Here is a 12,395-nt window from a genome sequence, read left to right on the forward strand (position 1 = left end):
TAGCGATTAATGTCTTTCATTCAACTCCGAGGGGGCTGCTTGCCCCTTTTTTTATGCTAGGAGCTATAGTTTAACATCAGTTAGGGATAGGATGTAGTGGAATTCTCTGCTCAAAGAAGGGTTGATTGGCTCAGTGATGGCCTAGGTATTCGCACTTAGCCATGTGATGGCTTCCCGTAGCCATGCCTCTGGATCGCTATTCTTAGCGAGGCTGCTCGTTTGGCCGACGGCAGCGAGGGCGGCTGCAATCTCGCGATCGCTATAGCCCAAGGCTAAAAGAGTCAACTCCAGTTCTTCACGAATCGCTTCCGTGGGCAGGCCAGAGGAATCTGTTGTTAACCCCGTTTCCTGTCGCCAAGCACTCAGGGCGGCTTTCAGTTCCAAGGCAATGCGCTCAGCGGTTTTATGGCCCACCCCGGGCGCACGGCTGAGACGGCGGGTATTGCCACTCACAATGGCCTGCACAAGTTCTGGCAAGGGCAGTGTATCCAGCAACGATAGCGCCATCTGTGGCCCAACCCCATTGACACGGATCAAACGCAAAAAGAGATCCCGCTCCGCTGCCGAGGCAAAGCCATAGAGGAGCATCTGATCCTCACGGACACTGAGATGGGTAAAAATCTGCACCACCTCAGCACTCGGCGGGTATTGCTGCAACAGATGGGATGTGACCAGTAAGCGATAGCCAACCCCATTCACCTCTAGGATGAGGGCAGAGCGATGGCCACCCTCCGCTTGATGGCCAACAACGATTCCTTTGAGGTAGGCAAACACAGTATGTTCCTGCTCGCAGACGGTTGCAAACGTCTTATCCAAGCCGATGATGAGATTCGAACTCACGACCGCTCGATTACGAATCGAGTGCTCTACCACTGAGCTACATCGGCATTCAAAGCATTACTTATGCTAGCACGATCGCCCCTAGGACGGGCAGGGCAATAGGAAAATTTTTGCGATCGCGCGCTTGTGTGCATTTGCCCCAAGGGTTAAAATAGACGATTGTGTGAATCAACGAGTTAAGAAAATCACTTGGCAAACGTCGTCGTTGTTGGTGCCCAGTGGGGCGATGAAGGGAAGGGTAAAATCACCGATCTCCTGAGCAAGTCTGCCGATGTGGTAGTCCGCTATCAGGGCGGTGTCAATGCAGGTCACACGATTGTCGTCAAAGACCAGACCCTGAAATTGCACCTGATCCCGTCAGGGATTCTCTACCCCGATACCCAGTGCATCATTGGGGCGGGAACGGTGGTGGATCCTAAGGTGCTCCTTGAGGAACTCGAACAACTGGAACAGTTGGGGGTGAGCACTGAGAATCTGCTGATTGCAGAAACAGCCCATGTGACGATGCCCTACCATCGCCAGTTGGATATTGCTGCTGAGGAACGGCGTGGCTCACGGCGCATTGGTACCACGGGACGTGGCATTGGCCCTACGTATGCCGATAAATCGGAGCGCACGGGGATTCGCATGCTGGATCTGCTGGATGCTGATCAGTTGGCCGCCAAGCTGGAGTGGGCGATCGCCCAAAAGAATTTGATCCTCGAAAAGCTCTACGGACTGGCTCCCCTTGAACCGCAGCCGATCATTGAAGAGTACTGTGCCTACGGTGAGCGCCTGCGATCGCACATTGTCGATGGTTCCCTCGTGCTGGATGATGCCATCCGCCGTCGGCGCAACATTCTCTTTGAAGGTGCCCAAGGTACCCTCTTAGACCTTGACCATGGCACATATCCCTACGTCACCTCCTCAAACCCTGTGGCCGGGGGTGCCTGTGTCGGGGCGGGGATTGGTCCGACGATGATTGACCGCGTTATTGGTGTTGCCAAAGCCTATACCACGCGGGTCGGCGAAGGCCCTTTTCCAACGGAACTGCTGGATGAGGTGGGAGAATTCTTGGGCGATCGCGGTGCTGAATTTGGTACCACAACTGGACGGCGCCGCCGCTGTGGCTGGTTTGATGCCGTGATTGGCCGTTATGCGGTGCGCATCAATGGTCTCGATTGCTTGGCGATTACAAAGCTCGATGTCCTCGATGAGTTGCCAGAGATCAAAGTCTGTGTCGCCTACGATATTGACGGTGAGCGCTGCGAACACTTCCCCAGCAATGCCCTCAAATTTGCCCGCTGTCGTCCCATCTATGAAACCCTGCCGGGGTGGCAGCAATCCACCAGTCATTGCCGCTCCCTTAATGATCTGCCCAAGGCGGCATTGAACTATCTCAAGTTTTTGGCTGAAATCATGTCTGTGCCCATCGCTATTGTCTCGTTGGGGGCAGAGCGCAGCCAAACCATCATTGTTGAGGATCCGATCCATGGTCCGAAACGGGCACTCCTCAAGGATGATGGCACCCAAGTCCATCCCGTTTTATCTTAATTATCTTAATTGGAGTTGCAGCAATGTCTCGTTCCTTAGCTATTGAGGGGCAACTACGCCCTGCTGATGCCAAACCCAATGCCCTGCGGCGTGAGGGTAAAACTCCTGCCGTCCTCTACGGCCCTACGATTGAGTCTTCGATTTCCCTCGTAGTGGATACCCATGCCGCCGAATTTTTGGTGCGGGATGCCCGTCCCCAGAAAACCCCGATCCAGCTTTCGATCCCCGATTTGCCGTGGCAGGGAACAGTGGTGCTCCAAGAGGTGCAAGCCCACCCCGCCAAAGATACCCTCTATCACCTCTCCTTTTTAGCTAAAGCTGAAAACTAGGCTGCGGGAGGGAATTTGCTATAGTGGGGATATGTTAAGTGATTGTTAACAATGCCAGCCACGCTACTTCGTTCTGCGGATCTTGCCCACCTTAGCTATTCCCCCGAAGGCGATCGCTTTGATGGCTCTTGGGAGTCTCCCCTTGCCACACTCCTTGGCCTTGGGCGGGCGGCTGGCGCTGATTTTGTCGAGATTTTCCTTGAGCGGAATCATTACCTGAGTACCCTTGTTGAGGACGATCGCCTGACGAGTGTCTCCCCTCGCTTGAGTTTAGGGGCGGGTATTCGCGTTTTTCGCGGTACCAGTGATTGCTACGTGAGCACCAATGACCTCAGCTTCAAGGGGTTGCGGGCGGCTCTAGAGAAGGCTCTGGGCTTAATGGGCTTGCTCTTACCCAGTCCCCAAGCCTATGTGCCTGAAATCCACCTTGAACTGTTGCGGGACTATGCCCAAGGCCGCAAGGAAGGCTGGCTGGCCACCTGTAGTTCTATTGCTGAAGTGGCCGATATTCTGCTGGCGGGGAGCGATCGCCTGCGCCAGAAAACCCAGCATCTACAATCCCGCCGCCTTAGTTATTTTCGCGATTGGCAAGAGGTAATGGTGGCCGCCAGTGATGGCACCTTTGGTCGTGATATTCGCCTCACCCAGTCGGCAGTGGCCTCTGTTCTCTGTGCCGATGGCGAGCACCGCGCCTCCATTGGTGAGCGCAATGGTGATACCAGTAATCCAGACTTTTTGCGTCAGTGGGACTACACCACCTTAGCCGACACCGTTGCCGAAGCGGCGGGCAAAATGCTCTATGCCGACTACGTGGAATCGGGCACTTACCCAGTGATCATGGCCAACCAATTTGGGGGGGTGATCTTCCATGAAGCCTGTGGTCACCTCTTGGAAACCACTCAAATTGAGCGGGGCACGACCCCCTTTGCCGATAAAAAAGGCGAAAAAATTGCCCATGAGAACTTGACCGCTTGGGATGAGGGAATTACTAGCGGTGCCTTTGGCAGTATTGATATGGACGATGAGGGGATGCCAACGCAGCGTACATTGCTGATTGAAAATGGCATCCTCAAGAATTTTCTGAGCGATCGCGCGGGTTCGATGCGCACAGGGCACCCTCGCACGGGTAGTGGCCGCCGCCAAAGTTATACCTATGCCGCCGCTTCGCGGATGCGCAATACCTACATTGCCCCCGGTGAATACAGTGTTGAGGACTTGATTGCCTCTATTGATCGCGGCATTTACTGCAAACGCATGGGGGGCGGTAGTGTCGGTGCCACGGGTCAATTTAACTTTGCCGTTGAGGAAGCCTACTGGATTGAAGATGGCCAAATCAAACAGCCCCTCAAGGGAGCCACACTGATTGGCGAAGCCAAGGAAATTATGCAGCGAATTTCAATGTCTGCCAACGATCTGGCTCTTGCCCCCGGTTTCTGTGGCTCGATTAGCGGTAGTATCTACGTCACCGTTGGTCAACCCCACATCAAAGTCGATGCCATTACCGTCGGTGGCCGCTAAACTGATTACCTGCGGTTATGGGTTTGAGCAGAAATGCCTAAAGATTTTATATGTGAATTTTTGTGACTCTCGCTACATTATCATAGAAGAAGAAGGGGAGCTAAGGTAGTGCAGCTTTTTGATTGCCCTCACCGCTTTGTGTGCGCCTTAACTTCTCTTCTGAGACAAAAACATTGGACTGAATGACCAGTGATCCGCTGGTCTTTTTTTGGCATTTTTGCGGCTTCCTGGGTTAGGCAGCGATTGGGGTTTTTACTTGGCTCAGTAGTTCGTGGAGTTCTTCGCCCTCAATCACTTCTTTTTCTAAGAGTTTTTGGGCGATCGCTTCGAGAAGGTCACGGTTCTCCTTAAGAATACTGAGCGCCTGCTGGTGTGCTGACTCGACAATTTCCTTGACTTCGCGATCAATGGCTTGAGCTGTTTCCTCACTTACTGCCCGTAGCATCATGCCATTGTTCGTCAAAAAGCTCGGCTGTTGTTGCTCAAAGGCAAGGGGGCCAAGGACTTTGCTCATGCCGTAGCTACGCACCATCCGCTCTGCCAAATCTGTTGCCCGTTGCAGATCATTAGCTGCCCCAGTAGTGATCGTGCCAAAGACAATCTCCTCTGCCGATCGCCCCCCCAGCAACGTGGCAATTTGGGCACGCAGTTCCTGCTCATCAAGCAGGAAGCGATCCTCCGTCGGCAACTGCAATGTGTAACCAAGAGCAGCCATGCCACGGGGCACAATCGAGATTTTCTCTACCCGACCACTGCTCGGCAGCGCATACCCGACAAGGGCATGACCTACTTCGTGGTAGGCGACAATCTTCTTCTCTTTGTCGCTGAGGACACGGCTTTTCTTCTCAAGGCCGGCCACGATGCGTTCAATTGCTTCGGCAAAGTCTTGCTGCGTCACCACTTCCCGCTGATTGCGGGCCGCCAGTAGGGCGGCTTCGTTGACTAGGTTGGCCAAGTCTGCGCCAGCAAACCCCGGTGTACGGGCAGCGATCGCGTGCAGATCCACTTCAGGAGCCAGTTTCACCTTTTTGGCATGAATTTTCAAAATTGCCTCCCGACCACTCAAGTCGGGGCGATCGACCAAGACTTGGCGGTCAAAGCGTCCAGGGCGCAGCAATGCCGGATCAAGGGTTTCTGGTCGGTTTGTTGCAGCAAGGACAATCACCGTTGCCCCCGTGGCATCAAAGCCATCCATTTCTGTGAGGAGTTGGTTCAAGGTTTGCTCCCGCTCATCGTTCCCGCCATAAAAACCTGCACTGGAACGGGACTTACCAATGGCATCTAACTCATCAATAAAGACAATACAGGGGGCTTGCTTTTTCGCCTGCTCAAAGAGATCCCGTACGCGGGCAGACCCGACACCCACAAATAGCTCGACAAACTCCGAACCTGAAATGGAGAAGAAGGGGACATTGGCTTCGCCAGCAACGGCTTTGGCCAGCAGGGTTTTCCCTGTTCCCGGTGGCCCCACCAGCAGCACCCCCTTGGGAATGCGGGCACCAATTTGAATATAGCGTTGGGGATTTTTCAGAAAATCAACAATCTCGACCAGTTCCGCCTTAGCTTCCTCAACCCCCGCCACATCATCAAAGCGAATGCCCGTGTTCGCACCCTCGACATACACCTTAGCGCGGCTTTTACTGATGGAGAGAACACCCTGAGGACCACCGCCCGCTTGGCGACTGGCAAAGAATTGAAAGATGAGCACAAACACAATCGGCGGAATTACCCAACCAAGGACATTCAACAGCCAACTATTACGCGGTGGGGGGGCAGCGGCAAACTCAACACCTTTTTCCTGTAGGAGTTTCGGCAGCTCTAGATCAAAGATCGGCGTTGTCGCTAGTACTTGGGGCGGTTGATCTCCCTCTGGCTTTAATTGGTAGAGAATTTCATTTTGGCTGACATAGGCACGCGCCACTTTCCCCTCTTTCACCTGATGGATAAACATACTGTAGGGAACCTGAGGTGGGCGGGGGGCAAAAAGTTGGGGGAAAAGTAGGTTCAATAGGAGAAATCCCACCCCCACGAAAAGAAGCAGATTACCAATCCAGCGATTACGGGGTACGTCGGGCGGGTTCTTGATGGCCATAGGTTAGATTCCCCAGAGTTCACTTACCGATCATAAGTGACACTTGGAAGGGGCACAGGGCAAGGTTAAGCTTCTTAACCTTCAGTCACTCAGCCCCGAAGCTAGCCTAGACATGCCGGAGGCTACAGTGAGGAAGCGAGCAACCCTTTGATAAAATATCAACAGAATTCTTCTCTTTTGCATCGTAGAATGATTGATTTAAGTACACTCAAACGCGATTTTTCTTTGTTGCGCGATCGCCTGGGTCATACCCAGGACTATCTTTGACCCGGCAGCATTAAACGCCAAGATTCACGACCTTGAGCACACCGCCGCTCAGCCCGACTTCTGGAATGATCAAGCGATCGCCCAAGTCACGCTCCAACAGTTGACCGAAGCCAAAGACGCCCTCAACCAACTTCAGCAGTGGCAAAAAACAATTGAACACGTGGAAACGGCACTGGAGCTGCTGGAGCTAGAGCCGGATGAAGGGCTGGTGACAGAAGCAACTACGCTGCTCAAGGATTTAGACGCCCAGTTGAGTCGCTGGGAACTGGAACAACTCCTCAGTGGCCCCTACGACAAAAACAATGCCATTCTCACGATCAATGCTGGTGCTGGCGGGACTGATGCTCAGGATTGGGCAGAAATGTTGCTGCGAATGTACACCCGCTGGGCGGAGCGCCACGGTTACCAAACCCACCTGGCGGAGCTATCGGAGGGAGAAGAAGCCGGGATTAAGTCAGCCACCCTAGAAATTCGGGGGCGCTATGCCTACGGCTATCTGCGCTCTGAAAAGGGCACCCATCGCCTTGTGCGCATTTCTCCCTTCAATGCCAATGGCAAACGGCAAACCAGCTTTGCCGGCGTGGATGTGATGCCCGAACTGGATCAATCCGTTACGGTTGAGATTCCGGAAAGCGATTTGGAGATTACCACTTCCCGCAGTGGTGGCAAGGGGGGACAAAACGTGAACAAGGTGGAAACCGCAGTGCGTATTGTCCATAAACCAACGGGCTTGGCCGTCCGCTGTACGCAGGAGCGATCGCAACTGCAAAACAAGGAAAAAGCCCTTGCCATTCTCAAGGCCAAGCTATTAGTGATTGCCCAAGAACAAAAGGCCAAGGAAATTGCCGATATTCGCGGTGATGCCGTTGAGGCGGCTTGGGGCAACCAAATTCGCAACTATGTCTTCCATCCCTATCAATTGGTCAAAGACCTGCGCACTGAGGTGGAAACGACAGCCATTCAAGAGGTGATGGATGGTGACCTCGATCTCTTTATCCAAGCTTACCTGCGGCAGCAAACGGAGGAAGCCAGTTAAACAAAAAACTCCCCCTAGGGGGAGCACTTGCAGTTCAGCAAATCACGGAAAGAACCTAAATCTCGACCACCCCCCCTGCGGCCTGCAAGCGAGCACGGGCACGACGAAAGGCTTGGGTGGCTTGAATTTTAGCCTGTTTCGATTCCCCCTGTTCGGCTTTAGCGAGGGCAGCCTGTGCTTCAGCAAACTCGGCCTTGGCTTTTTCGAGGTCAATTGTGTCCCCGCGCTCGGCACCATTGACAAGAATTGTCACTTCGTTGTTTTCAACTTCGGCAAAGCCCCCCATGAGGGCGATCGCCACCCACTCGCGGTCTTGGCGCACCCGCATCACGCCCGTTTCCAAGGCGGTTAAGAGGGGGGCATGATTTGAAAGAATACCCAACTGCCCCGTTGTGCTGGGCAAAATCACTTCCTCAGCGGGGGCATCCCAAACGGTTTTATCGGGTGCAATTACCCGGACGGTCATCACCATAACGCTTCCCTTGCCACTCAATGATCAAAGGGCGGGTCGCCCCACCCTGTATGGACACCTGTGAAACCTAGGCTTTGAGTTTTTCAGCCTTAGCTTTCGCTTCTTCGATATTGCCCACCATGTAGAAGGCTTGTTCTGGCAGATCATCCAGCTCACCGCTGAGGATCATCTGGAAGCCTTTGATGGTTTCTTCGAGGGTGACGTATTTGCCGGGGGCACCGGTGAACACTTCCGCCACAAAGAAGGGCTGAGACAGGAAGCGCTCAATTTTGCGTGCCCGCGCCACTGTCAGGCGGTCTTCCTCAGAGAGTTCATCAAGACCCAAAATGGCGATAATGTCCTGAAGTTCTTTGTAGCGCTGGAGGGTGGCTTGGACAGCCCGTGCCGTTTGATAGTGCTCCTGACCCACAATGTCCGGCTGCAACATATTGGAGGTGGAGCCAAGGGGATCCACAGCGGGGTAAATCCCTTTTGCAGCTAGACCACGGGAGAGCACCGTTGTCCCATCCAAGTGGGCAAAGGTTGTTGCCGGAGCAGGGTCAGTCAAGTCGTCCGCAGGAACATAGACCGCTTGAATCGAAGTAATCGAACCTTCGGTGGTCGAGGTAATCCGCTCTTGTAGGGCACCCACATCGGTACCGAGGGTGGGCTGGTATCCCACCGCAGAGGGCATCCGACCCAGTAGCGCCGACACCTCAGAACCGGCTTGCACAAAGCGAAAGATGTTATCAATAAACAGCAGCACATCCTGCTTGTTGACATCGCGGAAGTATTCGGCCATCGTCAGCCCCGACAAACCCACGCGCATCCGTGCTCCGGGGGGTTCGTTCATTTGACCGTACACAAGGGCGATTTTGGATTTGCTGGGATCGTCTTTGTCAATCACGCCCGATTCAATCATTTCGTTGTAGAGGTCATTGCCTTCGCGGGTACGTTCGCCCACACCAGCAAACACCGACACCCCACCGTGTTGGGTCGCAATGTTGTTGATCAGTTCCATCATGATCACGGTTTTGCCGACACCAGCACCGCCAAAGAGGCCAATTTTACCGCCACGGCGATAGGGGGTCAGTAGGTCAATCACCTTGATGCCCGTTTCAAACACCGAGGGCTTGGTTTCCAGTTGCGTAAAGCTGGGGGCGGGACGGTGAATGGGCAGGGTTTCAGTGGCACTGACAGCACCTTTTTCGTCCACGGGTTCACCCAGCACGTTGAAGATGCGACCAAGGGTGGCTGTCCCTACGGGCACACTGATGGGGGCGCCGGTATCTACGGCTTCCATCCCCCGCACTAAGCCATCGGTACTGCTCATGGCAACGGCACGGACGCGGTTATCGCCAAGGAGTTGTTGCACTTCACAGGTTACAGCCACGTCTAAGCCGGCCTCGTTTTTGCCTTGAATTCGCAGGGCGTTGTAAATGGAGGGCATTTTGCCGCTGGGAAATTCAATGTCAACGACAGGGCCAATGACCTGAGTAATAAAGCCTACATTGGTTCGTTCTGCTGATATGACCATGGACGTTTGCCTACTGTCTAGGTAAATTCATTTGCGTTTTTTCAGAGGGCGATCGCTCCCCAAGGGGCACAACGATCGAGACTGAAAGTGGAATGCAGCTTTTGGTGCAAGCGCACCACAATACAACGTACCACTAATACAGCCTTTTTCTATCGGATTCAGTGGATCCAAATCTGAGGTCTGATTGACCTAGCTTAGTTGCTGCGAAAAAGGCGGCAGGGCAGGAATTAGCCGACGACTTCAATTTCGTCCTCAAAAAACCAAGTGCTGGAGCGATCCTCAAAGGTGACAATGACGCCAACCCCACTGCCATCGGTCATCTTAAAACCAGTAATTTGACCCACTTGGCCGAGTTTTTGAATGATGTCTTGGGCGACGCGATCGCGAATTCGACAGACGCGCACTTTTTGCCCCACGTCCATAGCAACTCCCAAACTTTGTATAATCCTTGAAAATCGTACCAAGAAACCGTCACATTCACACGGGTTTGTCCTATGGGTCGTCTGCGGGTCGGGCTACTGTTTGGAGGTCGCTCACGGGAGCATGAAGTTTCGGTGGTCTCGGCGGCAGCGATCGCCCAAGCCTTTGCCGAGGGGGACAATCGCGATCGCTATGAAGTGATTCCCATCTACATCCAAAAAGATGGCCGCTGGCACTCCACAGACCGCGTTGGCATCCCCAATGGCGCAGCACCAGAGGACTCCCTGTGGCAGTTTCCTGCGGTTGCCGAAACCATTGATGTTTGGTTCCCAATTCTCCACGGACCCAATGGCGAAGATGGTACGATGCAAGGCCTGCTGCAATTGATGCAACGCCCCTACGTGGGTTCGGGCGTGGCCGCCTCGGCCATTGGTATGGACAAAATCCTGATGAAAACAGTTTTTGGGGCTGTGGGCTTACCCCAAGTGCGCTACGTGGCCCTTCAGCGCAGTGACCTGTGGTCGGATCCCTGTCGTTACAACCATTTGTGCGATCGCATTGAAACCGAATTAGGCTATCCCTGCTTTGTCAAACCCGCCAACCTTGGCTCCTCAGTGGGCATCTCCAAGGCCAAAAATCGCCCCCAACTCACAACTGCCCTTGAGGCCGCTGCCGAACTGGATCGTCGCATCATTGTGGAAGCGGGTGTGGTTGCCCGTGAGCTAGAGTGCGCGGTGCTCGGCAATGATAAACCCCAGGCCTCGGTGGTGGGGGAGATCACCTACAGCAGTGAGTTCTACGATTACGAAACCAAATACACTGATGGCCGCGCTCAACTCCATATTCCTGCGGAGATTCCCGCAGCAGTGAGTGAGCAGATCCGCACAATGTCCCTACAGGCCTTTCAAGCCCTTGATGCCGCTGGCCTTGCCCGCTTTGATTTTTTCTATGTACCAAGCACTGGGGAAGTGCTAATTAACGAAGTGAATACCCTACCGGGGTTTACCGGTCTGAGTATGTACCCGCAACTGTGGGCGGCGAGTGGTGTGTCCTTTCCGGAATTAGTCCATCGCTTGGTGCTACTGGCACTAGAGCGGCACGGGTAGCTATTGCCCTGAGCAACGTAAAGCGTCATGAAGGCACTGGCGCCAGATCTTGACTTTCTCAAGTATATAGCTTTATAGTCATATAAGACTACAAGACTAGGCAGGTTATGAAGCGATTGTTGAGGGGCAAGCCCAGTCAGTGGGCAATGATTTGGCTATTTTTTCTAATTGCGATCGGTGGCCTCTGGTATCCGTGGCTGGGGTACCTTATGCTGGCCATGATGCTGGGTATTCCTGCACTGGCCTATTTTCGTAGCCGCTATTGGTGTGGCAACCTCTGCCCGCGGGGCGCGTTCCTAGACATTGTGCTTTATCACTTTAGTCCCCACCGTCCCTATCCCAAACTCTTCAAAAAACAAAGTTTTCGCTGGGCTGTGTTTAGCTTCATCATGACGGTTTTTGCCATTCGCATGACGTTGGCATGGGGTAACTGGGTGGCGGTGGGTGGCCTCTTTGTCAATATGTGCGTCGTCACCTCCATTGTTGCCATTCTCTTGGGGGTGATCTTTAATCAGCGGGCGTGGTGCGCGATTTGCCCGATGGGCACACTCCAAGAATCCTTGGGCAAACTGGGGAGTGGCCAGACGAAGACCCAAAAAGCCAGGGCGAAAGCGACAAAATTGTTGCCCCCTGTGGAGGGAGCACGCGATCGCTAGAATTTGAGATATCCAGCAACAGCGGCAACCAAGGTGAATAAACTGCAAGAGTGGGGTTTCAGCAAAGACTGGTGGCGCAACCAGCGGGGAGAACTTTGGGTCATTGGCCAAACAGTACTCAGTATCGGCTTTATTCTCTTGCCGCTGGTACGAGTGGTTACCCTGCCCTCGGCGGTGCGCCTAGGATTGACCCTTGGCTTGGGGCTGATTGGCCTTGGTCTAGGCATTGCTGGCTTGTTTCACCTAGGGAACAACTTGACACCCCTACCCCATCCCAAAGAAGACAGTCAGTTAGTGACCACGGGGGTTTATGCTTGGGTGCGCCATCCCATCTACAGCAGTGTCATCTTTTTGGCCTTGGCCTATGGGGTATGGCAAATGAGTCTTTCCCATGGGCTGGGGGCGATCGCCCTCTTCATTTTCTTTGACCGCAAGGCGGCTCAAGAGGAGCAGTGGCTATCGGCCAAGTTTAAGGACTACCCCACCTATCGGCAGACGGTGAAAAAACTGATTCCTCTTCTCTACTAATTTTTGTCCTTTTGCTGGCAAACAACTTGCCGCAGACTGGATACAGGGTGGTTGAACACTATCGCCATCGCCCCCTTGCGGA

12 protein-coding genes and 1 tRNA gene are annotated in these 12,395 nt (G+C 53.7%); 7 read left to right on the top strand and 6 right to left on the bottom strand.

Features of this window, described 5'->3' with window-relative positions; translation table 11 throughout:
• Positions 1-141: 141 nt before the first annotated feature.
• Positions 142-774 (bottom strand): Holliday junction branch migration protein RuvA, encoded by a 633-nt coding sequence (ruvA, locus tag IGQ15_RS02350; RefSeq protein ID WP_363315763.1) that lies wholly within the window; start codon positions 772-774, stop codon positions 142-144.
• 41 nt (positions 775-815) lie between these two features.
• Positions 816-887: transfer RNA gene (locus tag IGQ15_RS02355), tRNA-Thr, on the bottom strand.
• A gap of 142 nt (positions 888-1,029) precedes the next feature.
• On the opposite strand from IGQ15_RS02355, the gene IGQ15_RS02360 reads away from it, so the two are divergent.
• Genes IGQ15_RS02360 through IGQ15_RS02370 form a run of 3 tightly spaced genes read left to right on the top strand, consistent with a single transcriptional unit; the run spans position 1,030 to position 4,220 of the window.
• A complete protein-coding gene (locus IGQ15_RS02360; protein ID WP_297048289.1) occupies positions 1,030-2,373 on the top strand; it encodes an adenylosuccinate synthase in 1,344 nt (447 codons plus the stop codon).
• Positions 2,374-2,396: 23 nt separating this feature from the next.
• Positions 2,397-2,702, top strand: coding sequence for a 50S ribosomal protein L25 (rplY, locus tag IGQ15_RS02365; protein WP_250681861.1), 306 nt, complete (start codon positions 2,397-2,399; stop codon positions 2,700-2,702).
• Positions 2,703-2,753: 51 nt separating this feature from the next.
• Positions 2,754-4,220 carry a TldD/PmbA family protein gene (locus IGQ15_RS02370; RefSeq protein ID WP_297048293.1) on the top strand — a complete coding sequence of 489 codons (1,467 nt, stop codon included), beginning with the start codon at positions 2,754-2,756 and terminating at the stop codon, positions 4,218-4,220.
• Positions 4,221-4,452: 232 nt separating this feature from the next.
• Here IGQ15_RS02370 and ftsH4 read toward each other — a convergent pair whose 3' ends face one another.
• The gene (ftsH4, locus tag IGQ15_RS02375) at positions 4,453-6,312 is read right to left on the bottom strand and encodes an ATP-dependent zinc metalloprotease FtsH4 (protein WP_297048295.1); all 1,860 of its coding nucleotides are present in this window, start codon (positions 6,310-6,312) and stop codon (positions 4,453-4,455) included.
• A 192-nt stretch (positions 6,313-6,504) separates the two neighbouring features.
• Between ftsH4 and prfB the strand changes: the two genes are divergently transcribed.
• Positions 6,505-7,615 (top strand): peptide chain release factor 2 gene (gene prfB, locus IGQ15_RS02380; RefSeq protein ID WP_363315764.1). Its coding sequence is split into 2 segments (ribosomal slippage): positions 6,505-6,576 and positions 6,578-7,615, totalling 1,110 coding nucleotides; the frame shifts between segments, so codons are not numbered across the junction.
• 55 nt (positions 7,616-7,670) lie between these two features.
• Here prfB and atpC read toward each other — a convergent pair.
• From atpC to IGQ15_RS02395, 3 genes are all read right to left on the bottom strand, one after another.
• The gene (atpC, locus tag IGQ15_RS02385) at positions 7,671-8,087 is read right to left on the bottom strand and encodes an ATP synthase F1 subunit epsilon (RefSeq protein ID WP_149817321.1); all 417 of its coding nucleotides are present in this window, start codon (positions 8,085-8,087) and stop codon (positions 7,671-7,673) included.
• 67 nt (positions 8,088-8,154) lie between these two features.
• Positions 8,155-9,603: a F0F1 ATP synthase subunit beta gene (atpD, locus tag IGQ15_RS02390; RefSeq protein WP_297048301.1), complete on the bottom strand. Its 1,449-nt coding sequence runs from the start codon at positions 9,601-9,603 to the stop codon at positions 8,155-8,157.
• Between the two features lie 227 nt (positions 9,604-9,830).
• Entirely contained in the window at positions 9,831-10,025 is a 195-nt protein-coding gene (locus IGQ15_RS02395; RefSeq protein WP_297048303.1) for a DUF2862 domain-containing protein, read from the bottom strand.
• Between the two features lie 72 nt (positions 10,026-10,097).
• Here IGQ15_RS02395 and IGQ15_RS02400 point away from each other — a divergent pair, with 72 nt between their 5' ends.
• The 3 genes from IGQ15_RS02400 (at position 10,098) to IGQ15_RS02410 (ending at position 12,313) form a co-directional block, all read left to right on the top strand.
• A complete protein-coding gene (locus IGQ15_RS02400) occupies positions 10,098-11,129 on the top strand; it encodes a D-alanine--D-alanine ligase family protein (protein WP_297048305.1) in 1,032 nt (343 codons plus the stop codon).
• Between the two features lie 146 nt (positions 11,130-11,275).
• Positions 11,276-11,785 carry a 4Fe-4S binding protein gene (locus IGQ15_RS02405; RefSeq protein ID WP_297048307.1) on the top strand — a complete coding sequence of 170 codons (510 nt, stop codon included), beginning with the start codon at positions 11,276-11,278 and terminating at the stop codon, positions 11,783-11,785.
• 33 nt (positions 11,786-11,818) lie between these two features.
• Positions 11,819-12,313, top strand: coding sequence for an isoprenylcysteine carboxylmethyltransferase family protein (locus tag IGQ15_RS02410; RefSeq protein ID WP_297048309.1), 495 nt, complete (start codon positions 11,819-11,821; stop codon positions 12,311-12,313).
• Positions 12,314-12,395 lie beyond the last annotated feature (82 nt).

This window comes from Thermosynechococcus sp. M98_K2018_005, from assembly GCF_015295825.1.
Classification (GTDB): domain Bacteria; phylum Cyanobacteriota; class Cyanobacteriia; order Thermosynechococcales; family Thermosynechococcaceae; genus Thermosynechococcus.